This is a genomic window from Hydrogenophaga sp. (genome assembly GCF_018780075.1).
Lineage (GTDB): Bacteria > Pseudomonadota > Gammaproteobacteria > Burkholderiales > Burkholderiaceae_C > Hydrogenophaga.
In genome coordinates this window covers 1-23,166 of record NZ_JADMKB010000027.1, presented here as the reverse complement: position 1 = coordinate 23,166, position 23,166 = coordinate 1, and the positions used below count along the sequence as shown (strand labels likewise).

General features: G+C 67.4%; 24 protein-coding genes. 17 read left to right on the top strand and 7 right to left on the bottom strand.

The annotated features are described in order from the left end of the window. Nucleotides 1–36: 36 nt before the first annotated feature. Nucleotides 37–909, bottom strand: coding sequence for an amidohydrolase family protein (locus IV088_RS06130; protein WP_236961139.1), 873 nt, complete (start codon nt 907–909; stop codon nt 37–39). Nucleotides 910–1,036: 127 nt separating this feature from the next. Here IV088_RS06130 and IV088_RS06125 point away from each other — a divergent pair, with 127 nt between their 5' ends. From IV088_RS06125 to IV088_RS06080, 10 genes are all read left to right on the top strand, one after another. Next, nucleotides 1,037–1,825 carry a crotonase/enoyl-CoA hydratase family protein gene (locus tag IV088_RS06125; protein WP_291099166.1) on the top strand — a complete coding sequence of 263 codons (789 nt, stop codon included), beginning with the start codon at nt 1,037–1,039 and terminating at the stop codon, nt 1,823–1,825. A 145-nt stretch (nt 1,826–1,970) separates the two neighbouring features. Further along, nucleotides 1,971–3,824, top strand: a complete 1,854-nt coding sequence (locus tag IV088_RS06120; RefSeq protein WP_291099164.1) for a feruloyl-CoA synthase — start codon at nt 1,971–1,973, stop codon at nt 3,822–3,824. A gap of 118 nt (nt 3,825–3,942) precedes the next feature. Next, on the top strand, nt 3,943–4,707 hold the full coding sequence (locus IV088_RS06115; RefSeq protein ID WP_291099161.1) for an SDR family NAD(P)-dependent oxidoreductase: 765 nt from the start codon (nt 3,943–3,945) through the stop codon (nt 4,705–4,707). After that, entirely contained in the window at nt 4,707–5,126 is a 420-nt protein-coding gene (locus IV088_RS06110; protein ID WP_291099159.1) for a thioesterase family protein, read from the top strand. Before IV088_RS06115 ends, IV088_RS06110 begins: the two co-directional genes overlap by 1 nt. A gap of 46 nt (nt 5,127–5,172) precedes the next feature. Further along, the gene (locus tag IV088_RS06105; RefSeq protein WP_291099156.1) at nt 5,173–6,168 is read left to right on the top strand and encodes a Bug family tripartite tricarboxylate transporter substrate binding protein; all 996 of its coding nucleotides are present in this window, start codon (nt 5,173–5,175) and stop codon (nt 6,166–6,168) included. A gap of 93 nt (nt 6,169–6,261) precedes the next feature. Beyond that, the gene (locus IV088_RS06100; RefSeq protein ID WP_291099153.1) at nt 6,262–7,986 is read left to right on the top strand and encodes a tannase/feruloyl esterase family alpha/beta hydrolase; all 1,725 of its coding nucleotides are present in this window, start codon (nt 6,262–6,264) and stop codon (nt 7,984–7,986) included. 31 nt (nt 7,987–8,017) lie between these two features. Beyond that, nucleotides 8,018–8,701: a flavin reductase family protein gene (locus IV088_RS06095; protein ID WP_291099150.1), complete on the top strand. Its 684-nt coding sequence runs from the start codon at nt 8,018–8,020 to the stop codon at nt 8,699–8,701. A 20-nt stretch (nt 8,702–8,721) separates the two neighbouring features. Further along, on the top strand, nt 8,722–10,431 hold the full coding sequence (locus tag IV088_RS06090; RefSeq protein ID WP_291099147.1) for an acyl-CoA dehydrogenase family protein: 1,710 nt from the start codon (nt 8,722–8,724) through the stop codon (nt 10,429–10,431). Between the two features lie 45 nt (nt 10,432–10,476). Further along, nucleotides 10,477–11,007 carry a MarR family winged helix-turn-helix transcriptional regulator gene (locus tag IV088_RS06085; RefSeq protein WP_291099145.1) on the top strand — a complete coding sequence of 177 codons (531 nt, stop codon included), beginning with the start codon at nt 10,477–10,479 and terminating at the stop codon, nt 11,005–11,007. 165 nt (nt 11,008–11,172) lie between these two features. Continuing rightward, on the top strand, nt 11,173–11,520 hold the full coding sequence (locus IV088_RS06080; RefSeq protein ID WP_291099142.1) for a helix-turn-helix domain-containing protein: 348 nt from the start codon (nt 11,173–11,175) through the stop codon (nt 11,518–11,520). Here IV088_RS06080 and IV088_RS06075 read toward each other — a convergent pair whose 3' ends face one another. Beyond that, nucleotides 11,521–12,372 (bottom strand): fumarylacetoacetate hydrolase family protein, encoded by an 852-nt coding sequence (locus IV088_RS06075; protein ID WP_291099139.1) that lies wholly within the window; start codon nt 12,370–12,372, stop codon nt 11,521–11,523. A gap of 139 nt (nt 12,373–12,511) precedes the next feature. Between IV088_RS06075 and grpE the strand changes: the two genes are divergently transcribed. The 3 genes from grpE (at nt 12,512) to dnaJ (ending at nt 16,344) form a co-directional block, all read left to right on the top strand. After that, the gene (grpE, locus tag IV088_RS06070; RefSeq protein WP_291099136.1) at nt 12,512–13,072 is read left to right on the top strand and encodes a nucleotide exchange factor GrpE; all 561 of its coding nucleotides are present in this window, start codon (nt 12,512–12,514) and stop codon (nt 13,070–13,072) included. A gap of 120 nt (nt 13,073–13,192) precedes the next feature. Next, entirely contained in the window at nt 13,193–15,118 is a 1,926-nt protein-coding gene (gene dnaK, locus IV088_RS06065; protein WP_291099133.1) for a molecular chaperone DnaK, read from the top strand. 92 nt (nt 15,119–15,210) lie between these two features. Further along, on the top strand, nt 15,211–16,344 hold the full coding sequence (gene dnaJ / locus IV088_RS06060) for a molecular chaperone DnaJ (protein ID WP_291099131.1): 1,134 nt from the start codon (nt 15,211–15,213) through the stop codon (nt 16,342–16,344). Nucleotides 16,345–16,466: 122 nt separating this feature from the next. Here dnaJ and IV088_RS26330 read toward each other — a convergent pair whose 3' ends face one another. The 5 genes from IV088_RS26330 to IV088_RS06035 all read right to left on the bottom strand — a co-directional run bounded on the left by IV088_RS26330 (nt 16,467) and on the right by IV088_RS06035 (nt 19,165). Beyond that, the gene (locus IV088_RS26330) at nt 16,467–17,279 is read right to left on the bottom strand and encodes a flavodoxin family protein (protein WP_367171571.1); all 813 of its coding nucleotides are present in this window, start codon (nt 17,277–17,279) and stop codon (nt 16,467–16,469) included. Nucleotides 17,280–17,313: 34 nt separating this feature from the next. Then, a complete protein-coding gene (locus IV088_RS06050; protein WP_291099128.1) occupies nt 17,314–17,691 on the bottom strand; it encodes a VOC family protein in 378 nt (125 codons plus the stop codon). Nucleotides 17,692–17,756: 65 nt separating this feature from the next. Beyond that, on the bottom strand, nt 17,757–18,086 hold the full coding sequence (locus tag IV088_RS06045; RefSeq protein WP_291099125.1) for a hypothetical protein: 330 nt from the start codon (nt 18,084–18,086) through the stop codon (nt 17,757–17,759). Next, nucleotides 18,083–18,679 carry an RES family NAD+ phosphorylase gene (locus IV088_RS06040; protein ID WP_291099122.1) on the bottom strand — a complete coding sequence of 199 codons (597 nt, stop codon included), beginning with the start codon at nt 18,677–18,679 and terminating at the stop codon, nt 18,083–18,085. Before IV088_RS06040 ends, IV088_RS06045 begins: the two co-directional genes overlap by 4 nt. Before the next feature lie 12 nt (nt 18,680–18,691). Next, nucleotides 18,692–19,165, bottom strand: a complete 474-nt coding sequence (locus IV088_RS06035) for a hypothetical protein (RefSeq protein ID WP_291099121.1) — start codon at nt 19,163–19,165, stop codon at nt 18,692–18,694. Nucleotides 19,166–19,256: 91 nt separating this feature from the next. Between IV088_RS06035 and IV088_RS06030 the strand changes: the two genes are divergently transcribed. The 4 genes from IV088_RS06030 (at nt 19,257) to IV088_RS06015 (ending at nt 23,051) form a co-directional block, all read left to right on the top strand. Next, nucleotides 19,257–20,306 (top strand): ligase-associated DNA damage response exonuclease, encoded by a 1,050-nt coding sequence (locus tag IV088_RS06030; protein WP_291099119.1) that lies wholly within the window; start codon nt 19,257–19,259, stop codon nt 20,304–20,306. Beyond that, nucleotides 20,303–21,955, top strand: a complete 1,653-nt coding sequence (locus tag IV088_RS06025) for an ATP-dependent DNA ligase (RefSeq protein ID WP_291099116.1) — start codon at nt 20,303–20,305, stop codon at nt 21,953–21,955. Before IV088_RS06030 ends, IV088_RS06025 begins: the two co-directional genes overlap by 4 nt. 86 nt (nt 21,956–22,041) lie before the next feature. Beyond that, complete coding sequence (locus tag IV088_RS06020) at nt 22,042–22,665, top strand: glutathione S-transferase (RefSeq protein ID WP_291099114.1); 624 nt, start codon at nt 22,042–22,044, stop codon at nt 22,663–22,665. 74 nt (nt 22,666–22,739) lie between these two features. After that, nucleotides 22,740–23,051, top strand: a complete 312-nt coding sequence (locus IV088_RS06015; RefSeq protein WP_291099110.1) for a hypothetical protein — start codon at nt 22,740–22,742, stop codon at nt 23,049–23,051. The last annotated feature ends 115 nt before the right edge of the window (nt 23,052–23,166 follow it).

Below are 23,166 nucleotides of genomic sequence, written 5' to 3'. Positions count from 1 at the left end.
GCGGGGCAGTCAGCGAGCAGCGGCAGGCCGCCCGGATCAGGCCACCGCGTCCAGCCCCAGCAGCCTCACAGCGTTGCCCTTGAGGATGCCGGGCATCACCTCGGGTTTGAAACCGGCGACTTCGAAATCTTTCATCCAGCGCTCGGGCGTGATCAGCGGGTAGTCGCTGCCGAACAGGATGCGGTCCTTGAGCAGCGTGTTCGCGTACTGCACGAGTTGCTTCGGAAAGTACTTCGGGCTCCAGCCGCTGAGGTCGATCCACACATTGGGCTTGTGCGTTGCCACACTCAGCGCCTCGTCCTGCCACGGAAAGCTCGGGTGCGCCATGACGATCTGCATGTCGGGGAAATCGATCGCCACGTCGTCCAGGTGCATGGGGTTGCTGTACTCCAGCCGCAGGCCACCGCCGCAGCGCATGCCCGAGCCGATGCCGCTGTGGCCGGTGTGGAAGATGGCCGGGAGTTTGTGGGCGTTGATCACCTCGTAGATCGGCCAGGCCATCTTGTCGTAGGGGTGGTAGCCCTGCACCGTGGGGTGGAACTTGAAGCCCTTGATGCCCTCTTCCTTGATCAGGCGTTCGGCTTCGCGCGCGCCCATCTTGCCCTTGTGCGGGTCGATGCTGGCGAAGGCCACCATCATGTCGCTGTTCTCGCGCGCGGCCTGCGCGATCTCTTCGTTCGGGATGCGGCGGCGGCCCAGTTGCGACTCGCTGTCCACCGTGAACATCACGAGGCCGATCTTCTTCTCGCGGTAGTAGGCAATCGTCTCGGCGATGGTGGGCCGGCGGTTGCTGCCAAAGTACTTGTCGGCGGCGCGGTCGTACTCCTCGCCATAGTTGTCGAAGGGGTTGCGGCAGCTCACTTCCGCGTGGGTGTGGATGTCGATGGCAATCAGGTTCTGGTGGTCCATGGTGGCTCCTGATGAGGGGTGGGACTAGGGGTAAACACGGGGGTTGAAGGACAGGGTTTTTCTTGATTTGGTTATTGTTTATAACAATAATCGCATCACTCAACAAGCTCCAAAACCCCCTAGCACCATGAACACCCCACACCCCGATCTGACCGTCAGCCTGCGCGGCGAACAAGCCGAAGTCGCCGTGATCACGCTCAACCGCCCGGCCAAGCGCAACGCGCTGAACGACGGTTTGATCCTCGCCATCCGCGACGCGTTCCAGAACCTGCCGCAGAGCGTGCGCGCGGCGGTGGTGGACGGCACCGGCGAGCACTTCTGTGCCGGCCTGGACCTGTCGGAACTGAGCGAGCGTGATGCGTCAGACGGCGTCTTCCACTCGCGCATGTGGCACGCGGCGCTGGAGTGTGTGGAAAAGGGCAACGTGCCCGTGGTCGCGGCGCTGCACGGCGCGGTGGTCGGCGGCGGCCTGGAGCTGGCCAGCGCCTGCCACATCCGCGTGGCCGATGAGACCACCTTCTACGCGCTGCCTGAAGGCACGCGCGGCATCTTCGTGGGCGGCGGTGGCGCGGTGCGCGTGCCCAAGCTGATCGGCGCCGCGCGCATGACCGACATGATGCTGACCGGCCGCGTCTACAACGCCGCCGACGGCGAGCGGATCGGCCTGGCGCAGTACCTGGTGCCGACCGGCACCGCGCTGGAGAAAGCCGTCGAGCTGGCCACGCGCATCGCCTCCAACGCCCGCATGACCAACTTCGCGCTCATGCACGCCCTGCCCCGCATCGCGGAACAGCCGGCCGACCACGGTCTGTTCACCGAGGCGCTGATGGCCTCGATCGCGCAGAGCGCCCCCGAAGCCAAGGAACGCGTGCAAGCGTTCCTGCAGGGCAAGGCCGCCAAAGTCAAGAAGGACTGACCCCCCCCCCCCCGCGCCGCCTGCGGCGTCACCCCCCAGGGGGCGATGCCAGAGGCCCGGCGAAGCCGGTTCCTCGGCATCTCTGGTATCAGACACGCGCGCCGGAAGCCGGTCCGCTCATCACAGTCAAGAACACGGAGACAACATGACCGAAGCAAAATACCGCCCTCTGAAATTCGGCGTCACCCGCGCCACCGTGCGCGACGGCGAGGCCGGGGTGCACTACCTGCGTGCCGACCAGGAACTCGGCCCCTACCCCGAGCGCCTGACCGACCGGCTGGTGCACTGGGCCCAGGCGCGGCCCGACCAGACCCTGTTCGCCCGACGGATGAAGAACGCCGACGGCAGCAGCGGCGACTGGCAGCACATCACGTTCGCGCAGGCGCTCGACGCCGCGCGGCGCATCGGCCAGGGCCTGCTCGACCGCGGCCTCTCGGCCGAAAAGCCGGTGCTCATCCTGAGCGAAAACGACCTGGAGCACGCGCTGCTGGCGTTGGGCTGCATCTACGCGGGCATAGCCTACTGCCCCACCTCGCCGGCCTACTCGCTGGTCAGCCAGGACTTCGACAAGCTCAAGCACGTGGTGAAGACCCTGACCCCGGGCCTGGTGTTCGCCAGCGACGCGCTGCGCTACAGCCGCGCGATGCTCGCCACCCTGGGCGACGACGTGGAGCTCGTCACCACCAAAGGCACGGTGCCGGGTCGCGACACCACCTCGTTCGCCGCGCTCATGGCCACCGAACCCACGCCCGCCGTGGACGCCGCCATGGCCGCCACCGGGCCCGACACGATCGCCAAGTTCCTGTTCACCTCGGGCTCCACCAAGATGCCCAAGGCCGTGATCAACACGCAGCGCCTGTGGTGCGCCAACCAGCAGCAGATGGCCACGTCCATGCCGGTGCTCGCCGAGAAACCGCTGGTGCTGATCGACTGGCTGCCCTGGAACCACACCTTCGGCGGCAACCACAACTTCGGCATGGTGATGTACCACGGCGGCACGCTCTACATCGACGACGGCAAGCCCACGCCCGCGCTGATGGGCGAGACGCTGCGCAACCTGCGCGAAATCGCGCCCACGGTGTACTTCAACGTGCCCACCGGCTTCGAGGCGATCGCCAACGCCATGAAGACCGACGACGCATTGCGCAAGATGCTGCTCTCGCGCGTGCGGATGTTCTTCTACGCCGGCGCCTCGCTGGCGCAACCGGTGTGGGACGCACTGCACGCCGCGCAGGAAAGCGAGATCGGCGAGCGCATCGTCATGGGCACGGGTCTGGGCATGACCGAGTCCGGCCCCTTCGGCATCTTCGTGACCAGCCCCAACGTGAAGGCCGGCGACCTTGGCCTGCCCACACCGGGCCTGGAACTCAAGCTGGTGGATGCCGGCGGCAAGACCGAGGTGCGCTACAAGGGCCCCAACATCACGCCTGGCTACTGGCGCATGCCGGCCGAGACCGCCGAGGCATTCGACGAAGAAGGCTTCTTCAAGACCGGCGACGCGGTGAAGTGGATCGACGAGACCGACATCCACCTGGGCCTGAAGTTCGACGGCCGCATCGCCGAAGACTTCAAGCTCGCCACCGGCACCTTCGTGAGCGTGGGCCCGCTGCGCGGCAAGATCATCGCGGCCGGCGCGCCCTTCATCCAGGACGTGGTGCTCACCGGCATCAACCTCAAGGAGGTGGGCGCCATGGTGTTCCCGACGCCGGCGGTGCGCACCCTCGCCGGCCTGCCGGCCGACGCGTCGATGCACGACGTGCTGGACCACCCTGCGGTGCTGGCGCAGTTCCAGACCATCGTGGACGAACTGGCGCGCAACGCCACCGGCAGCGCCAACCGCATCGCCCGTCTGTGCCTGCTGGCCGACCCGCCCACCATCGACCGCGGCGAGGTCACCGACAAGGGATCGATCAACCAGCGCGCGGTGTTGTCGCACCGCGCGGACACCGTGGCCAAGCTGCACACGGATGAGCTGCGCTACATCCTGAAACCACGGTAACCCCCCGCGCCGCCTGCGGCGTCACCCCCCAAGGGGGCAACACCAGCGGCCCGGCAAAGCCGGTTCCGCGGTGTTCTCGAACCAGGCACGCGCTTCGAACATTTTTTAGGAGAACACGATGCAAATCAAAGGACACGCCGCCCTCGTCACCGGTGGTGGCTCCGGCCTCGGCGAGGCCACCGCGCGCGAACTGGCCCGTCTGGGCGCCAAGGTCGCGGTGCTCGACCTCAACCTCGAGAACGCGCAGCGCGTGGCGGCCGACATCGGCGGCGTCGCCGTGCAGTGCAATGTGTCGGACCCGGACAGCATGGAGGCCGCGGTCGAGGCCGCTGCGGCGGCCCACGGTCCGGCGCGCATCCTGATGCAGATCGCCGGCATCGGCAGCGCCAAACGCGTGGTCGGCCGGGACGGCAACGCCGCCCCGCTGGCCGACTTCGCCCGCGTGATCAACGTCAACCTGATCGGCACCTACAACGCGGCCCGCCTGTTCGCCGCCGCCTGCGCCAAGCTCGACCCGATGGACGACGGTGAGCGCGGCGTGATGGTGTTCACCGCCAGCGTGGCGGCCTTCGACGGCCAGGTCGGCCAGCAGGCCTACAGCGCGTCCAAGGCCGGCGTGGCCGGCATGACATTGCCGATGGCGCGCGACCTGGCGCAGCACGGCATCCGCGTCTGCACCATCGCCCCCGGCCTGTTCGCCACGCCGCTGATGAAGGAGCTGCCCGAGGCCGTGCAGGAGTCGCTGGCCAAGAGCATCCCGTTCCCGAACCGCCTGGGCAAGCCGGAAGAGTTCGCCGAACTGGCCGCCCACATCGTGAGCAACGGCCACCTGAACGGCGAGGTGATCCGCCTCGATGGTGCACTCAGAATGGCACCACGCTGATGAGCAAGGTCGTCGTTTACGAGGTCGAGGTGATGTTCGGCGACTGCGATCCCGCCGGGATCGTCTTCTTCCCGAACTTCAGCAAGTGGATGGACGCCTCGTCGCTCAACTTCTTCGTGCGCTGCGACGTGCCGCCGTGGCGCGAGCTGCAGAAAACGACGGGGATCATCGGCACGCCGCTGCTGGAGATCCACACGAAATTCTTCACCCCCGCCACCTACGGCGAGCGCCTGCAGGTCCACACCAGCGTCACCGAGTGGCGCGAGAAGGTGCTGATCCACAAGCACATCGTCAAGCGCGGCGACACGCTGATCTGTGAGGGCGAAGAGACCCGGGCCTTCTGCATGCGCGACCCGGCCCACCCCGACCGCATCAAGGCCATCCCCATCCCCGCCGACATCAGGGCCCTGTGCAGCTGATGCCTTTCCCGCCACCTTTTTCACCACCACCACCGGAGACAACACCATGACCCTCAACCGCCGCCAGATCATCCAGGCCACCGCCGGCTCCACCCTGCTGGGCAGCCTCGGCCTGCAACACGCCTTTGCCCAGGGGCTCGAACAGGTGAAGATCGTCAACGGCTTTCCCGCCGGCGGCAGCGCCGACGTGACCAGCCGCCGCATCGGCGAAAAGCTGGGCGGCTCGGCGTACACCAAGAACGCCGCCGTGGTGGAGAACAAGACCGGCGCCGCGGGTCGCATCGCCGTCGAAACCGTGAAGAACGCCGCGCCCGATGGCGCCACGCTGCTGCTCACGCCGTATTCGATGATGTCGATCTACCCGCACATCTACAAGCAGCTGAGCTACGACCCCTTCAAGGACCTGGTGCCCGTCGCCATGGCCTCGATGCTCGCGCACGGCCTGGCCGTCGGCCCGATGGTGCCAGCCTCGGTGAAGACGGTGAAGGACTACCTGGCTTGGTGCAAGGCCAACCCCACGCTGGCCAACTACGGCTCGCCCGCCGCCGGTTCCACGCCGCACTTCCTCGGCGCGCTGCTGGGCCTGGAAGCGAACGTGGACCTCAAGCACGTGCCCTACCGTGGCTCCATCCCCGGCATCACCGACGTGATCGGCGGCCAGCTCGCCAGCATGTTCACGCCCCACGGCGACTTCCTGCCCAACCACAAGGCCGGCAAGCTGCGCATCATCGCCACCTCGGGCAAGCAGCGCTCGACCTTCGTGCCAGAGGTGCCCACCTTCGCCGAGCAGGGCTTCCCCGACCTGGTGGTCGAGGAGTGGTTCGGTTTCTACGCGCCGGCCAAGACCCCCGCGGCCGTGGTGACCAGCGCCAACCAGGCCATCAACGCCGCGCTCAAGGAAAAGACGGTCATCGACAGCCTGGCCATCTCCGCCATGGTGCCGGTCGGCGGCTCGCCGGAAGAGATGGCCAAGAGCATGAAGTACTACTTCGACCTCTGGGGCCCGCTGGTCAAGAAGATCGGCTTCACCGCCGAGTCCTGATGAGCGCGGGGCGGCCCGCCGCCGCCCCCTTTTTTTGCCGTGTCTTCGGCCCCGCTCCGGCGGGGTGAATCTTCCCCCATTCAAAGGCCGTCCATGAAGTCCCTGCACCGCTCCCTGCGCATCGCCGGCGCCACCCTGACCGGCATCACCCTCGCCGCCTGTTCCTCGTCGCCCACCGCCCCCGCCGGCACCGCGCGCCTGAGCGCCGCTGTCGGCGCGCCCCTGAAAACCTGCGCCGAACTGGCCCAGTCCTTCCGCTTCGACCAGACCACCGTGGACGCCGTGAGCACCGTGCCGGTTGGCGAGCTGAAGCAGGGCAACCAGCCCGTGGCGGAACACTGCCTGGTCAAAGGCGCCATGCACAAGCGCAAGGGATCGGACAACCGCGACTACGCGATCGGCTTCGAGATGCGCCTGCCCAAGGCCTGGAACGGCCGCTTCTACTACCAGGGCAACGGGGGCCTGGACGGCTCGGTGAAGACGGCCGACGGCGCGCTGGGCGGCGGCCCGCTGACCGGTGCGCTGATGCAAGGCTTTGCCGTGATCAGCTCCGACGCCGGTCATTCGGGCCCGCAGACGCCCTACTTCGGTCTGGAAGCCCAGTCGCGGCTGGACTACGGCTACCAGGCGGTGGCCAAGCTCACGCCCATGGCCAAGGCCCTGATCGCCACGGCCTACGGCAAGGGACCGGACCGCTCCTACCTGGGCGGCTGCTCCAACGGCGGCCGCCACGCGCTGGTCGAGGCCGCGCGCGGCCAGGCCTACGACGGCTACCTCGTCGGCGCACCCGGCTACCGCCTGCCCAACGCCGCGCTGGCCCAGCTCTGGGGTGCGCAGCAGTGGGCGCCGCTGGCCGTGGCCGGTGCGACCACCCAACACCCGCTCAACCCGACCGCGAAGATCCCCGACCTCGGCGGCGCCTTCACCAAGGCCGAGCGCCAGCTGGTGGCCAGCGCCATCCTGGGCAAATGCGACGCGCTGGACGGCGCGAAGGACGGCATGGTCCAGGCCATGCAGGCCTGCCAGGCCAGCTTCAAGCTGGACACCGGCGTGCCCACCTGCTCCGGCGAGCGCAACGGGCAGTGCCTGAGCGCGGCACAGAAGACGGTGATCGCCAGCGTGTTCGCCGGCGGCCGCACCAACGGCGGTCAGTCGATCTACGCCGCCTTCCCCTTCGATCCGGGTCTGGCCGGTGACAACTGGGGCACCTGGAAGTTCGCCAACTCGGTCGCGCTCGACCCGCTGTCGGTCGGCACCGTGTTCAGCGTGCCGCCGGGCATGTTCGACCCGCTCAAGGTCGACATCACCGCCCGCCTGCCCATGTTCAGCGCCACCAGCGACGTGTACCGCGAATCGGGCCTGTCGCTCATGACCCCACCCGGTCACGAGAATCCGGTGAACCTCGCCAAGCTGAAGGACCGCGGCGCGAAGATGGTGATCTACCACGGCGTGGCCGACGCGATCTTCTCCGCCGAAGACACCCGCCAGTGGATGCTGCGCCTGGACCAGGCACTGGGTGGAAAGGCCGACGGTTTCGCACGCTTCTTCCCGGTGCCCGGCATGGCGCACTGCAGCGGCGGCCTGTCCACCGACCAGTTCGACCTGCTCTCGCCCCTGGTCAAGTGGGTCGAGCAGGGCCAGGCGCCGCAGGCCGTGGTAGCCACGGCGCGCGGCGCGGGCAACCCCGGCGGCGAAAACACCGAGGTGCCGGCCAGCTGGGCGCCCAACCGCAGCCGCCCGCTGTGCGCCTACCCCACGGTCGCGACCTACAAGGGATCGGGGCCAACGGAAGACGCGTCCAGCTTCGTCTGCCGCTGATCCCCGAACGTCCACCGAACGGAGCACCGCCATGTACTACGAACCGGGCCAGACGCCCCATGGCCTGCCGCACAACCCGTTCAAGTCCTGCGTGGTCCCGCGCCCCATCGGCTGGATCTCCACGGTGGACGCGCTGGGCCGCGACAACCTCGCGCCCTACAGCCAGTTCCAGAACGTGACCTTCGACCCGCCGATCGTCATGTTCAGCGCCAACCAGAGCACGCAGGGTGAGCGCAAGGACTCGGTGCGCAACGCCGAGCAGATGGGCCAGTTCGTCTGGAACATGGCGACCTTCGCGCTGCGCGAGGCGGTCAACATCAGCGCCGAGGAGTTGCCGCACGGTGTCGATGAATTTGAACGCGCCGGGCTGGAGAAGCTGGAGAGCCGGCTCGTCAAACCCAAACGTGTCAAGGGCTCGCCGATCCAGTTCGAATGTGAATACCTCAACACCGTGCGCTTCCCGGGCCGCCCGCCCATGGGCACGGTGGACGTGGTGTTCGGCCGCGTGGTGGGCATCCACATCGACGACCAGTACATCGACGGCAACGGCATGGTCGATGTGCTCAAGATGCAGCCGATCGCGCGCATGGGCTACTACGAATACACCACCGTGGACAACAAGTTCCAGATGGTCATTCCCGGCAGCAACAAGGCGCTGCTGGCCGGGCTCGAAGGCTCGCCCGACAAGACCCAGGAAGCCACCCGCGACCGCTGATCCATCCCACACACGACCTCATGAACGCCTACCAGCCCCAGCCCGCCGAACAACGTTTCATCCTGCAGCACGTGCTGCAGGCGCCGCAGCAGCTCGCCGCCCTGCCCGCCTACGCCGATGTCGATGAGGACCTGCTGGTGCAGGTGACGGACGAAGCCGGCAAGTTCGTGGGCGAGGTGATCGCCCCGCTCAGCCGCGAGGGCGACGAGGTGGGCGCGCAGTGGAAGGCTGGCGCCGTCACCATGCCGCCCGGTTTCCGCGACGCCTACCAGGCCTTCTGGCAGGCCGGCTGGCCGTCGCTGGCCTGCGCCACCGAAGACGGCGGCCAGGGCCTGCCGGCCGTGCTGGAGGCCATGCTGTACGAAAACCTGAGCGCCGCCAACCACGGCTGGACCATGGCGCCCGGCCTGCTGCACGGCGCCTACGAATGCATCAAGCACCACGCCTCGCCCGAACTGAAGGCGCGTTACCTGGAGAAGCTCGCCACCGGCGAATGGCTGGCCACCATGTGCCTGACCGAGCCGCACGCGGGCTCGGACCTGGGCCTGTGCCGCACCAAGGCCGTGCCGATGGCCGACGGCCGCTTTGCCCTCTCCGGCACCAAGATCTTCATTTCCGGCGGCGAGCACGACCTGACCGACAACATCGTGCACCTGGTGCTGGCGCGCCTGCCCGACAGCCCGCCCGGCCCCAAGGGCCTGTCGCTGTTCCTGGTGCCCAAGTTCTACGAGGACGGATCCAGAAGCGCGGTGGTCTGCGAACGCATCGAAGAAAAAATGGGCCTGCACGGCAGCCCCACCTGCGTGATGCGTTTCGACGAAGCCCCGGGCTGGATCGTGGGCGAGCCCGGCAAGGGCCTGAACGCGATGTTCGTGATGATGAACGCCGCCCGCCTGCACGTGGGCCTGCAGGGCATCGGCCTGCTCGATGCGGCCTGGCAGAAGGCCGACGCCTACTCGAAAGAACGCCGCCAGATGCGCGCGCCGGGTGGCAGCGCCAAAGCGGGTGAAGCGGATCTGATCGAACAACACCCCGCCATGCGCCGTATCCTCGACGCGCAGCGCGCCTGGGTGGACGCCGGCCGCGTCGTCGCCTACCGCACCGCGCTGGAACTGGACATCCTCAAGCACCACGGCGACGCTGCGCGTCGCGGGCTCGCCAGCCGCTGGTGCACCCTGGTCACCCCGGTGCTCAAGGCGGCCTGGACCGACCAGGCCTTCCACGGCGCCAGCGCCTGCCTGCAGGTGTTCGGCGGCCACGGCTTCGTGCGCGAATGGGGCATCGAGCAGATCGTGCGCGACGCGCGCGTGGCCATGATCTACGAGGGCACGAACGAGATCCAGGCGATCGACCTGCTGCTGCGCAAGACCCTGCCCGACGGCGCTGCGGCGCTGCTGCAGCTGCTGGCCGACATCGGCGCGGAGCTCGGTGACGACGAACAGGCCCGGCGCGTGAAAGCGCAACTCGACGGCTTTGCCACCTTCCTGCGCGAGCGCCTGCTGCCGCGCACCACCTCGAAAGACGCGCCGGCCGACCTGCCGCACTGGCTGGCCGATGATTTCCTGCGCGCCGTGGCGATGCTGCTGATGGCCTGGGCCTGGGCGCGCATCGGCGCCACGCCGGGTTCGGACACCACCCGCTGGCAGACCGCGCAGACCGGCTTCTGGCGCTGGGTCTGGCCCGAGTTCCAGATGCGGCTGGCGATGATGGAACACACGCTGGCCGGGTGACAACCCCCTGAGAAGCCGATCACGATACCGTTATCCTTGGCAACCATGCCCGAAACGACCGTTGCCAACACCCTGCGCCGCCCGCGCGCTGCCCGCAAGACCGCCACCGGCACGGCACCGAAGTCGTCCGCCACCACCGACAGCGACGCTGGCATCGACACCAGTTACCTCGAATCCCTGCTGGGCTACAACGCCCGGCGCGCGGCGCTGGCCGTGATCGGCGTATTCCTGCAGCGCATGGCGCCCTTCGGCCTGCGCCCGGTGGACTTCTCGGTGCTCACGCTCATCGCCCACAACCCCGGCATCACCTCGCGCCAGCTCTGCGTCGCGCTGGACATCCTGCCGCCCAACCTGGTCGGCATGATCAAAAGCCTGGACAAGCGCGGGCTGATCGAGCGCCGGCCCCACCCCACCGACCGCCGCGCCCAGGGCCTGCACCTCTCGCCCGCCGGCAAGAAGCTGCAAAAGAGCGCCCAGGCCACCGCCACCCAGCTGGAGATCGACGTGGCCAGCCGGCTCTCGGCGAAAGAGCTGGACACCCTCAAAGCCTTGCTGCGCCGGGTTTATCGGCCGTAAGGCCCCCTCCCCGCCCCGGGGGGCGCAATCGGGGTAAATCCTGATCGTGGGTCTTTGCGCCACATTGCTGCACCGCACGCAGCTAGCAAACTGCTAGCAAGGGCCGGATGTCCCTATAGTGGACCTCAGCCAGCCCGACAGAGGTTGGCTGACAGGAGACACAGCATGGCATCCAAAGACAAGGCCGCGGTGATTCAGCTCTTCGACTTGCTGGAATCGCGCTACGCGATGCGCGTGATCTGGGCCTTGAGCGATGGGCACCCACAGACCTTCCGCCTGCTGCAGGACAGCGTGGGTGGCGTCACCCCCAACACCCTCAACACCCGCCTGAAAGAGCTGCGTGCCGCCCGGCTGGTGGACCACACAGGCGACGGCTACCGCCTCACCCACCTGGGCGCCGACCTCGCGCGCCGCATGGGCGAGGTGCAGCAGTTCGCCAGCAAGTGGGCGCACCAGCAAGCCCGGGCCGCCACGGCCAGCGCGGCCGCCGCGCAGTCCTCCCACACGCCCTGATCAGCGGGCGGGGCTGGCCACCACCACCTGGCGCTGCTCGCCCAGGCCGCGCCCGCCCAGGGTCACCACGTCGCCCACCTTCAGGTAGGTCGGCGGCTTCATGCCCATGCCCACGCCCGGTGGCGTGCCGGTGGGGATCACGTCACCCGGCTGCAAGGCCATGAAACGGCTCAGGTAACTCACGATCTGCGCCACGCCGAAGATCATGGTGCGGGTGTTGCCGGTCTGGCGGCGCACGCAGTTCACGTCCAGCCACAGGTCCACGTTCTGCGGGTCGCCCAGCTCGTCGGGCGTGACCAGCCAGGGGCCGATGGGGCAATGCGTCGGGTAGCTCTTGCCCTTGGTCCACTGGCCCTCGTATTCGATCTGGTAGGCCCGCTCGGACACGTCGTTGACCAGGCAGAAGCCGGCCACGTGTTGCAGGGCGTCCGCCTCGCTCACGTGGAACGCCCGCTCGCCGATCACGATGCCCAGCTCCACCTCCCAGTCCAGCTTTTCCGAGCCGGGCGCGAGCCACACGTCGTCGGTCGGGCCGCTGATGGCGCCGTTGTGCTTGTTGAACACGATGGGCTGGCCGGGCGCCTTCAGACCGGCTTCGGCCGCGTGGTCGGCGTAGTTCAGACCGATGCAGACCACGTTGCCCACCCCGCCCACACAGGCGCCCAGGCGGGTGTCGGCGGGCAGCAGGGGCAGCGACGCCGGATTCAGCGCCGCCAGCCGGGACATAGAATCACGCCCCAGGGTGGCCGGGCCGATGTCCGCCACCACGCCCGAGAGGTCGCGCAGCGCGCCGCTGGCGTCGATCAGACCGGGTTGTTCTGCGCCCTGTGGGCCGTGTCGAAAGAGTTTCATGGGCTTTGCCTGTGGAAAAACCCCGATTTTCGCCCCCCGCCAGCCAATTGGCTGTCGCCAGCCCTTGAACCCGGCCTGACCGCCCCTACATGTTGCGCACGGCCAGCTTTGCCTTTGATTTCACGACCTTTTACCCGCCATGAGCCAACCACAACACCCCGCTGACAGCCCCGAGAACCACGCTCCCATGAGCACGGAAGAGGTCCTGGCCGCTGCCGCGGTGGCCGAAGCCGACGCGCTGGCCGCCCTGAGCAACGAAGTCACCGAACTCAAGGCGAAAAACGCCGATCTGGCCGACCAGTTCCTGCGCGCCAAGGCCGAGGCCGAAAACGCCCGCCGCCGCGCCGAAGACGAGATCAGCAAGGCCCGCAAGTTCGCGGTGGAGAGTTTTGCCGAGAGCCTGCTGCCCGTGACCGACAGCCTGGAAGCCGGCCTCGGCATCCAGGAAGCCACGCGCGAACAGCTGCGCGAAGGCTCCGAAGCCACGCTCAAGCAGCTCAAAAGCGCGCTGGAGCGCCACAAGGTGCTCGAAATCGCCCCCGCCGCCGGCACCAAATTCGACCCGCACCAGCACCAGGCCATCAGCATGGTGCCCGCCGAGCAGGACGCCAACACCGTGGTCGCCGTGCTGCAAAAGGGCTACCTGATCGCCGACCGCGTGCTGCGCCCGGCCCTGGTCACGGTGGCCGCCCCCAAATAAAGGCATTTGTGACGGCAGGGGCTTGAAAAACACCTGACTTATCCACACCTCTTCCACAAGGGATGCACACCGCGTCCACAGCGTTTTCAACATTCATTTTTTAGAACCGGAGCAGAGCACATGGGAAAAATCATCGGCATCGACCTGGGCACCACCAACTCGTGCGTGTCCATCATGGAAGGCAACACCACCAAGGTGATCGAGAACTCGGAAGGTGCGCGCACCACGCCGTCGATCGTGGCCTACCAGGAAGACGGTGAAGTGCTGGTTGGCGCGTCCGCCAAGCGCCAGGCCGTGACCAACCCCAAGAACACGCTCTACGCGATCAAGCGCCTGATCGGCCGCAAGTTCACCGAGAAAGAAGTCCAGAAGGACATCAACCTCATGCCCTACGCCATCGTGGCCGCCGACAACGGCGACGCCTGGGTGGAAGTGCGCGGCAAGCAGATCTCGGCCCAGCAGGTCAGCGCCGACATCCTGCGCAAGATGAAGAAGACCGCCGAGGACTACCTGGGCGAGCCGGTGACCGAGGCCGTGATCACGGTGCCGGCCTACTTCAACGACGCCCAGCGCCAGGCCACCAAGGACGCCGGCCGCATCGCCGGCCTCGACGTCAAGCGCATCATCAACGAGCCCACCGCCGCGGCCCTGGCCTTCGGCCTGGACAAGACCGAAAAGGGTGACCGCAAGATCGCGGTGTACGACCTCGGTGGCGGCACCTTCGACGTGTCCATCATCGAGATCGCCGACGTCGATGGCGAGAAGCAGTTTGAAGTGCTGTCCACCAACGGCGACACCTTCCTGGGCGGCGAAGACTTCGACCAGCGCATCATCGACTTCATCGTCACCGAGTTCAAGAAAGAACAGGGCGTTGACCTGACCAAGGACGTGCTGGCCCTGCAGCGCCTGAAGGAAGCCGCCGAGAAGGCCAAGATCGAGCTGTCCAGCTCGGCCGCGACCGACCTCAACCTGCCCTACATCACCGCCGACGCGTCGGGCCCCAAGCACCTGAACATCAAGCTCACGCGCGCCAAGCTCGAAGCCCTGGTGGAAGAGCTGATCGAACGCACCATCGCGCCTTGCCGCATGGCCATCAAGGACGCCGGCATCAGCGTCTCCGACATCCACGACGTGATCCTGGTCGGCGGCATGACCCGCATGCCCAAGGTGCAGGAGAAGGTCAAGGAGTTCTTCGGCAAGGAGCCGCGCAAGGACGTGAACCCCGACGAAGCCGTGGCCGTGGGCGCCGCCATCCAGGGCCAGGTGCTCTCGGGTGACCGCAAGGACGTGCTGCTGCTCGACGTGACCCCGCTGTCCCTGGGCATCGAGACCATGGGCGGCGTCATGACCAAGATGATCCAGAAGAACACCACGATCCCGACGAAGTTCGCTCAGACCTTCTCGACCGCCGAAGACAACCAGCCGGCCGTGACCATCAAGGTGTTCCAGGGCGAGCGTGAGATCGCCTCCGGCAACAAGCTGCTGGGCGAGTTCAACCTCGAAGGCATCCCTGCTTCGCCGCGCGGCATGCCTCAGATCGAGGTGTCGTTCGACATCGACGCCAACGGCATCCTGCACGTGGGCGCCAAGGACAAGGGCACCGGCAAGGAAAACAAGATCACCATCAAGGCGAACACCGGCCTCTCCGAAGCCGAGATCCAGCAGATGGTGAAGGACGCCGAGCTCAACGCCGCCGACGACAAGAAGAAGGTCGAACTCGTGCAGGCGCGCAACCAGGCCGAGGCCATGGTGCACAGCGTGAAGAAGAGCCTGGGCGAACACGGGGACAAGCTCGACGCCGCCGAGAAGGAAGCCATCGAGACGGCCCTGAAGGACGCGGAAGAAGCGGCCAAAGGCGAGGACAAGGAAGCCATCGAGGCCAAGACCGAAGCGCTGATGACCGCCAGCCAGAAGCTCGGCGAGAAGGTGTACGCCGCCTCGCAAGCCGAGCAGGCGGCCACCGCCGAGAGCGCGCCGCAAGGCAACAGCAAGGCGAACGACGACGATGTCGTCGACGCCGAAGTCAAGGAAGTGAAGAAGTCCTGATTCGCTGAAGCTTCGATCATCCGCCGCGTCAGGGAAGCCTGTCGCGGCGTTTGTGTTCCAACCGAACCCCCAGGGGCTGTTCCCTAAAGACCATGGCTAAACGCGATTTTTACGAAGTGCTGGGCGTGCCCAAGAACGCCGCAGACGAAGAAATCAAAAAGGCGTATCGCAAGCTTGCGATGAAGCACCACCCCGACCGCAACCAGGGCGATGCATCCAAGGCGGCGGAAGAGCGGTTCAAGGAGGCCAAAGAAGCCTACGAGATGCTGTCGGACCCGCAGAAAAAAGCGGCTTACGACCAGTATGGCCACGCCGGCGTGGACCCCAACCTGCGCGGTGGCGCGGCCGGCGCCGAGGGCTTCGGTGGCTTCTCGGAGTCGTTCGGCGACATCTTTGGCGACATCTTCGGTGGTGCGCGCGGCCAGCGCAGCGGCCGCCAGGTCTACCGCGGCGCCGATCTGTCGTACGCCATGGAAATCTCGCTCGAAGAGGCTGCCGGCGGCAAGGAAACGCAGATCCGCATTCCGAGCTGGGACGACTGCGAAACCTGCACCGGCACCGGCGCCAAGCCCGGCACCAGCGTGAAGACCTGCAGCACCTGCCACGGCCAAGGCTCGGTGCAGATGCGCCAGGGTTTCTTCAGCGTACAGCAGACCTGTCCGCAGTGCAGCGGTACCGGCAAGATCATTCCCGAGCCCTGCCCCACCTGCCACGGCCAGGGCAAGATCAAGAAGCAGAAAACGCTGGAGATCAAGATCCCCGCCGGCATCGACGACGGTCAGCGCATCCGCAGCACCGGCAACGGTGAGCCCGGTCAGAACGGCGGCCCCTCAGGCGACCTCTACATTGAAGTGCGGCTGCGCAAGCACGACATCTTCGAACGCGAAGGCGACGACCTGCACTGCCAGGTGCCGGTGAGCATGACGGTGGCCGCCCTGGGCGGCGAGATCGACGTGCCCACGCTCGCGGGCAAGGCCACCATCGACCTGCCCGAAGGCACACAAAGCGGCAAGACCTTCCGCCTGCGCGGCAAGGGAGTCAAGGGCGTGCGCAGCAGCTACCCCGGCGACCTGTACTGCCACGTGGCGGTCGAGACGCCGGTGAAGCTGACCGAACACCAGCGCAAGCTGCTCAAGGAACTCGACGAGTCGTTCAAGAAAGGCGGCCACAAACACAGCCCGAATGACAAGGGCTGGTTTGAGAAGGCGAAGAGCTTTTTCAGCTGATTCGCGCTGACAGGTTCAGAAAAGGGAAGGGGGCGACGGGTGACCGTCGCCCCCTTCCCTCTTGGTTGCAGAACAACCTTATGTTGAACGAATAATTTTGAGTCATCACCAATGGCAGGCTCTCAATTCTCCGCAACTAAACCTCTATCGAACTTTAGGTAGTTGGTTTGACGGTCACCCAACACCAGAACAAATGGCCCATGTGGAAATCCGTCGAGAAAGCCCCCGCTCCAATCCGCGATGTCTTTAGTACCACTGGCCTTGCCTGTGTAGGGCTCCCCAGAGTTCCAACTGGCAAAAACCGGAAGGTAGCCGTTGTACGCGTAGACGATACTGGACCTAGTAACTTGGTTGCCGGAAATACCTTGCTGCGGATGACCGAAGAATGTGAGGGCATTTTCTGCTGCACCTTCGTCAGCCTTTACAGCCTCCGCCGCTCCTCCTTTGCCCCACAACACACCTGCCAAAGGCATTTCGAGGAACTTCGCGCACATCGCCGTCGAGTCGATCATGGGTTGTGCTTTGGCGCGATCCCCGTTGGTGGTGATCAGCCACAGGCGCTTCTGGCTCATCTGCGCCTTGAACTCCAGCCCCGGCACGCGCAGCCAGGCGCTCCAGTGGTCGAGGTAGGCCTTGAGCGTGGCGGGGAAGCTGAACCAGTAGACCGGTGCAACGAAGACGAGGTCGGTGCAGGCCAGGGTCTGGTCCAGCAGGTTGCGCATCACGCTGCCGCTTTCGGGCATGGGGTAACTGCCGACGGTGTGGCGCTGGTCGATGAACTCGGGGATGCCGGCGCGGGCCAGGTGCACCCAGGTCTGGGTGGTGTCGGGCGGCAGGCTGGCCGCGGCCTGGCGGGCCAGCCACTCGGTGTTGCCGACGTGGCCGGGTTCGCGGGTGGAGGCGACGAGGAAGAGGACGTGGCGGGCTGAGGTCATGCCGGAAAGCATACCGGCACCGGCTCGCTGGCCCTCAGGCCATCGAGTGCAAACCCACGCGGTTGCCCTCGGTGTCGATGAAGTGGGCGAAGAAGCCGAAGCCGCTGCCGATGTCGCTCTTGGGCACGGTCACCGAGCCGCCGGCGCCCTCGACCCGTGCGAGCGTCGGCGCCAGGTCGTCGCCGCCGTTGAGGTAAACCAGCGTGCCGCTGCGCGAGGGCGTGGCGCCCTCTTCGTGCACGATGGCGCCGCCCACCGAGTCCGGGCCCATGGAAAGGAAACCCATGGTGGACGGCCCCAAGGCCATGGTCTCGATGGGCCGACCGAGCACCGTTTCATAGAAGGCCACGGCGCGGGCGAAGTCGGTCACGGGGATTTCAAACCAGTTGATGGCGTGGGGGGAGGTGGACACGGTGGTCTCCGGTGTGTGACGGGGTGGACACTGTGCGCCCCGGTGCCCGGACGGTCAACCAGCCGTCACCCCAACCACCACCAGCACAGCAGCCCCAGCCCCATGAGCAGCTGCACCCACAGGGCCACCCGAACCAGGGCCACCCGAACCAGGCCCACCGCCACGCCCGCGAGCGAGCTGCGGGAACGCGCCCACAGCCCCAGCAGCCCGGTCACGGTGCAGACGCCGGCCCACACGAACCAGTACATGCCCACGCCCATGCAGCCAAAGCCCTCGCAGCGGATGCGCAGGCCGTAGACCATGCCCCACACCAGCAGGGCGAGCAGCGCCAGGTACAGGTTGACCCAGACGAGGGCTGCGGCCTTCGACGATTCGCCAAGGGTCGTTGGGCTCATGTGGCAGCCACATCCTCCCCCAGCAACGACACACCCGACCGGCGCGCGGCGTCGACCACGGCGTGCAGCAACTGCCGCGTGCCGGGTTTGACCAGCGGCCATTGCTGCGTTCGCTTGAGCGCTGCGATGCCATCCGGGAACAGGCAAACGCAGGCGTGTTGCGGGTGTTGGGCCGAGGCATAGATCAGCCCTTGGTGACCTGCCTTGACGCAGTCCCGCGCCAGCGCCTGGGTCTGTGCGATCCGCAGGCTCTGCAACACCGGGTAGGGCTCAGCCAGAGGACGCAGGTCCACCAGTCGCAGCGGCTGCATGGTGCTGAACTGCAGCAGCGCGCGCTTGCGCAGGTCGGCCAGGCTGCGACTGACCGCGTCGCGGCGGAACAGCGACTCAAACAAGGCGGTCGCTGCGCTGTCGGCCAGGTAGGCCGTCACCCGGTCGGCCAGGCAGAAGCGACCGGAGAGCACACCGGCCGGTGGCAGCAGCAGGCCGTTGGCCTTGACGCTGCCGGGTCGCGCGCGCAGCAGCTGCACGCGAAAGAAGTTCTGCCCAGCGGGCAGCTCAGTCAGCGGCGGGTTGAGTTCTTTGAGATCCATGGGCAGGGGTCGTCAATGACCCTCTGCTGTTGCCAACCCCAGCACACGGCTCGCATCCACGCCCTGCTCCAGCGCCACACGGGGCGTCTGCCCGTCCAGCGCCGGGTGCGGGCTCTCCAGAAAGGCCAGCAGCTGCCAGCCATCGGTGGCGCCCAGCGCCTGCGACAGGGGCTGGAGGTGCGGGAACACGAAGGGCTCGAACTGCCAGCGCGGCAGCTTGTAGCCGCGCCGCAGGTGCGCCACGCCGATGCAGCGGCCGGCCTTGATCCAGGCGTTGATGGTCACGCGCGTGGCGCCCGCCAGTTCGGCGGCTTCGTCGGTGGTGACCATGTCGGCGGCCTGGATGCGCTCGCGCCGGTAGGCCGCGCCTGAGCGCAACAGCGCGGTGGTTTGCGCTTCGCTGGCGTAAGGGTCCGCGGACGCGCGGGCGGCGCTCCGGCGCGGCGCTTTCTCCGTGGAGCCCAGAGGAATGGCAAGTGTGTTCATGATCGGTCCCTGTTGATTTGTTTTGACGGCTATTTTCGGTCAATCCGTTTAATTCGTCAATATCGTAAAGTTCGTTATTCTTGCTGGAAACATGGCGTCCCTCAACGACCCTGGCCTCATCGTCGCCCGCCCGGAAGGACTGTACTGCCCTGCGGGCGACTTCTTCATCGACCCCTGGCGACCGGTGCAACGGGCCGTGATCACGCATGGCCATTCGGACCATGCGCGCTGGGGCCACGCGCACTACCTGGCGCACACGCACAGCGCGGGCACGCTGCGCCAGCGACTCGGGGCGGACATTGCCCTGCAGACGCTGGACTATGGCGAAGCCATTGAACACCACGGCGTGCGCCTGTCGCTGCACCCGGCCGGGCATGTGCTGGGCTCGGCGCAGGTGCGGCTGGAACACGGCGGCCGGGTGTGGGTGGCCTCGGGCGACTACAAGACCGAGGCCGACGGCACCTGCGCGCCGTTCGAGCCGGTGCGCTGCGACACCTTCATCACCGAGAGCACCTTCGGCCTGCCGGTCTACCGCTGGCCCACGCAGGCGGTGCTGTTCGACGACATCAACGCCTGGTGGCGGCGCAACGCCGACGAGGGCCGCGCCTCGGTGCTGCTGTGTTACGCCTTCGGCAAGGCGCAGCGGCTGCTGCATGGGGTGGACGCCAGCATCGGTCCCATCGTCGTGCACGGCGCGGTGGAACCATTGAACGCGGTGTACCGCGAGGCGGGCGTGCACCTGCCGCCCACGCACCACGTGACCGAGCTGGACAAGACCGCGCTGCAGCACGCGCTGGTGCTCGCCCCGCCCTCGGCCCAGGGCACGCCCTGGATGAAGCGCTTCGGCGCCGACGCGGTGGACGCGTTCGCCAGCGGCTGGATGCAGGTGCGCGGCACGCGGCGGCGGCGTGGCGTGGACCGGGGCTTCGTGATGTCGGACCACGCGGACTGGCCGGGGCTGATGGCGGCCATCAAAGGCACCGGCGCCGAACACATCCGCGTGACGCACGGCAGCGTGCCGGTGCTGGTGCGCTGGCTCACCGAGCAGGGGCTGGACGCGCAGGCGTTTGAGACCGAGTACGGCGACGAGGACTCGGCGGACAAGGCTGTTGAAGTCGCTCCCGGGGAGCCCGCCCCATGAAGCGCTTCGCCGCCCTCTACCGCGAGCTGGACGCGAGCACCGCCACGCGCGAAAAGCAGGCAGCGCTGCAGCGCTACTTCAGCGAAGCGCCCGCCGCCGATGCGGCCTGGGCGGTGTATTTCCTGGCCGGCGGCAAGCCACGCCAGACCGTGCCCACGCGCGCGCTGCGCGAGCTGGCGCAGGCGGCGGCGGGCCTGCCCGAGTGGCTGTTTGAAGAGAGTTACCAGACCGTGGGCGACCTGGCCGAGACCGTGTCGCTGCTGCTGCCGCCGGCCAGCGCGCCGGTGGACCGCGGGCTCGCCGACTGGCTCGTGCAGCACCTGCTGCCGCTGCGCGGCCTGCCGCCTGAAGTGTTGGCGTCAAAACTGCAAGCCCAGTGGGACGCACTGCCCGACGATCAGCGCTTCGTCTACTTCAAGCTCATCACCGGCGGCTTCCGCGTCGGCGTGTCCAAGCTGCAGGTCACGCAGGCACTCGCTGCCGTGGCCGGCGTGGACGCGAAACGCGTGGCGCAGCGGCTCATGGGCTACACCCACATCGGCGCCTTGCCCTCGGCGGCCGACTACGCGGCGCTGGTGGCGCCGGAAAGCCCCACCGAGCAGAACCAGCAAACCAGCGGCCAGCCCTACCCCTTCTTTCTGGCGCACCCGTTCAACGAAGCGCTGGAGCGATTCGATCAACTGCTCGGGCCGCCCGCCGACTGGCAGGTGGAGTGGAAATGGGACGGCATCCGCGCGCAGCTCGTGCAGCGCGCGGGCCAGGTGTGGCTGTGGTCGCGCGGCGAAGAACTGGTGACCGAGCGCTTTCCTGAGCTGGTGGCGCTGGGCGAGGCGCTGCCGGAAGGCACGGTGCTCGACGGCGAGATCGTGGTCTGGCGCGAGGACAAGCCGCAGCCCTTCGCCGAGCTGCAGAAGCGCATCGGCCGCAAGACGCTGGGCCCCAAGATCCTGCGCGAGCTGCCGGTGGCGCTGCTGGCCTACGACCTGCTCGAACAGGCCGGGCAGGACCTGCGCGAACAGCCGCTGCACGCGCGCCGCGTGGCGTTGGACGCGCTGGTGCAGGACCTCAACCACCCGCTGCTGATCGCCAGCCCGGTGCTGACGGGCGACACCTGGGCGCAACTCGCCGCCCTGCGCGAAGAAGCCCGCGAACGCGGCACCGAAGGCTTCATGCTCAAGCAGCGCGCCAGCAGCTACGGCGTGGGCCGCACCAAGGCCGCGGGCACCTGGTGGAAGTGGAAGACCGACCCGATGAGCGTGGACGCGGTGCTGATCTACGCCCAGCGCGGCCATGGTCGCCGCGCCAGCGTCTACAGCGACTACACCTTCGCGGTGTGGAACGCGCCGCCAGGCACCGAGGGCCGCGCGCTCGTGCCCTTCGCCAAGGCCTACTCGGGCCTCTCCGATGCCGAGATGGCGCGGGTGGACACCATCATCCGCGCGACCACCATCGAGAGCTTCGGCCCGGTGCGCAGCGTGCGGCCCACGCTGGTGTTCGAACTCGGCTTCGAGGGCATCGGCCGCAGCCCGCGCCACAAGAGCGGCATCGCGGTGCGCTTCCCGCGCATGTTGCGCTGGCGCGAAGACAAGCCGGTGGAAGAGGCCGACTCGCTGCAGACACTGGCGGCACTGCTGCCCGGCGGCGGGTGAGCAGCAAGCCGCCGCATGCCACGACAGCCTGCAAGCATCCCGCCCACGCACCACAATGCAGGCCTCCCCAACCCCAAGGCGTTGTCATGACCCTCACCGTCCACCACCTGAACAACTCCCGCTCGCAGCGCCTGCTGTGGCTGCTCGAAGAGCTGGAACTGCCCTACGAGATCCGCTTCTACGAGCGCGACAAAAGCACCATGCTCGCGCCGCCCGAGCTCAAGAAGGTGCACCCGCTGGGCAAGTCGCCGGTGCTGGAAGACGGGGCCATCAAGCTGGTCGAGACCGGCGCCATCTGCGAGTACCTGGTCGAGAAAACCGGCCAGCTCGGCCCGGCCGACAGCGGCGTGGGCCAACGCCGCTACCGCCAGTTTCTGCACTACGCCGAGGGCTCGGTCATGCCCATGCTGCTGCTCATCCTGGCCATGTCCAAGATCCCCCTGCTGGGCCAGCTCGCGATCAAGAAGGTGCAGCCCATGCTCGACGTGCACCTCGACTACATCGAGCAGGAACTCGCCTCGCGCCCCTGGTTCGCCGGCCAGCAGATGACCGCCGCCGACATCATGATGAGCTTCCCGCTCGAAGCGGCCGTGTCGCGCGGCGGCCTGGGCGCTTCGCGGCCCGCCACCATGGCCTGGCTCAAGAAGATCCATGCTCGCCCGGCTTACAAGCTGGCGCTGGAAAAAGGCGGCACCTACGACTACGCATGACCCGGCGGCACCACGCGCGCCGCGATGCGCCTGCCCTGCTTCGTGAGCGAACCGGGCCATCCTGCCGGCGTTCGGTGCGTTCACGCCAGTTCTACGACGCCACGGTGATGCACGCGCTGGGCGCGCGGCATTCGCTGCTGAGGCGCGTGCTGCTGTGGGAATACGTGCTGCTGGCCGCCGTGACCGCCGGCTTTGCCCTGCTGGCCGGAAGCGCGCTGGCCACCGCGCTGCTGCAGTGGCGGCTGGACATGAGCCCGGCTGGGCTGTACTGGAGCAGGCTGCTGACCGCGGCTGGTGTCAGCACGCTGAGCCTGGGGCTGGGCGCGCGCTACCTGCTGGCGCAGATGCGACTCAACCCGGCGATGCTGTTGCGCAGCGGGGGTTGAAAACAGCGACCGGCGCTGCAGAATGCGGGCATGAACCTCAACCACGCCTCGTCCTACCCAAGCACCCGCCTGCCGCTGTTCGCGCGCAACGTCGTCAGCACCTCGCACCCGCTGG

What these genes read in the sequence shown, in the direction of transcription:
- IV088_RS06130 (WP_236961139.1), bottom strand. Translation starts at nt 909, where the DNA reads ATGGACCACCAGAACCTGATTGCCATCGACATCCACACCCACGCGGAA.
- IV088_RS06125 (WP_291099166.1), top strand. Translation starts at nt 1,037, where the DNA reads ATGAACACCCCACACCCCGATCTGACCGTCAGCCTGCGCGGCGAACAA.
- IV088_RS06120 (WP_291099164.1), top strand. Translation starts at nt 1,971, where the DNA reads ATGACCGAAGCAAAATACCGCCCTCTGAAATTCGGCGTCACCCGCGCC.
- IV088_RS06115 (WP_291099161.1), top strand. Translation starts at nt 3,943, where the DNA reads ATGCAAATCAAAGGACACGCCGCCCTCGTCACCGGTGGTGGCTCCGGC.
- IV088_RS06110 (WP_291099159.1), top strand. Translation starts at nt 4,707, where the DNA reads ATGAGCAAGGTCGTCGTTTACGAGGTCGAGGTGATGTTCGGCGACTGC.
- IV088_RS06105 (WP_291099156.1), top strand. Translation starts at nt 5,173, where the DNA reads ATGACCCTCAACCGCCGCCAGATCATCCAGGCCACCGCCGGCTCCACC.
- IV088_RS06100 (WP_291099153.1), top strand. Translation starts at nt 6,262, where the DNA reads ATGAAGTCCCTGCACCGCTCCCTGCGCATCGCCGGCGCCACCCTGACC.
- IV088_RS06095 (WP_291099150.1), top strand. Translation starts at nt 8,018, where the DNA reads ATGTACTACGAACCGGGCCAGACGCCCCATGGCCTGCCGCACAACCCG.
- IV088_RS06090 (WP_291099147.1), top strand. Translation starts at nt 8,722, where the DNA reads ATGAACGCCTACCAGCCCCAGCCCGCCGAACAACGTTTCATCCTGCAG.
- IV088_RS06085 (WP_291099145.1), top strand. Translation starts at nt 10,477, where the DNA reads ATGCCCGAAACGACCGTTGCCAACACCCTGCGCCGCCCGCGCGCTGCC.
- IV088_RS06080 (WP_291099142.1), top strand. Translation starts at nt 11,173, where the DNA reads ATGGCATCCAAAGACAAGGCCGCGGTGATTCAGCTCTTCGACTTGCTG.
- IV088_RS06075 (WP_291099139.1), bottom strand. Translation starts at nt 12,372, where the DNA reads ATGAAACTCTTTCGACACGGCCCACAGGGCGCAGAACAACCCGGTCTG.
- grpE (WP_291099136.1), top strand. Translation starts at nt 12,512, where the DNA reads ATGAGCCAACCACAACACCCCGCTGACAGCCCCGAGAACCACGCTCCC.
- dnaK (WP_291099133.1), top strand. Translation starts at nt 13,193, where the DNA reads ATGGGAAAAATCATCGGCATCGACCTGGGCACCACCAACTCGTGCGTG.
- dnaJ (WP_291099131.1), top strand. Translation starts at nt 15,211, where the DNA reads ATGGCTAAACGCGATTTTTACGAAGTGCTGGGCGTGCCCAAGAACGCC.
- IV088_RS26330 (WP_367171571.1), bottom strand. Translation starts at nt 17,279, where the DNA reads ATGACCTCAGCCCGCCACGTCCTCTTCCTCGTCGCCTCCACCCGCGAA.
- IV088_RS06045 (WP_291099125.1), bottom strand. Translation starts at nt 18,086, where the DNA reads ATGAGCCCAACGACCCTTGGCGAATCGTCGAAGGCCGCAGCCCTCGTC.
- IV088_RS06040 (WP_291099122.1), bottom strand. Translation starts at nt 18,679, where the DNA reads ATGGATCTCAAAGAACTCAACCCGCCGCTGACTGAGCTGCCCGCTGGG.
- IV088_RS06035 (WP_291099121.1), bottom strand. Translation starts at nt 19,165, where the DNA reads ATGAACACACTTGCCATTCCTCTGGGCTCCACGGAGAAAGCGCCGCGC.
- IV088_RS06030 (WP_291099119.1), top strand. Translation starts at nt 19,257, where the DNA reads ATGGCGTCCCTCAACGACCCTGGCCTCATCGTCGCCCGCCCGGAAGGA.
- IV088_RS06025 (WP_291099116.1), top strand. Translation starts at nt 20,303, where the DNA reads ATGAAGCGCTTCGCCGCCCTCTACCGCGAGCTGGACGCGAGCACCGCC.
- IV088_RS06020 (WP_291099114.1), top strand. Translation starts at nt 22,042, where the DNA reads ATGACCCTCACCGTCCACCACCTGAACAACTCCCGCTCGCAGCGCCTG.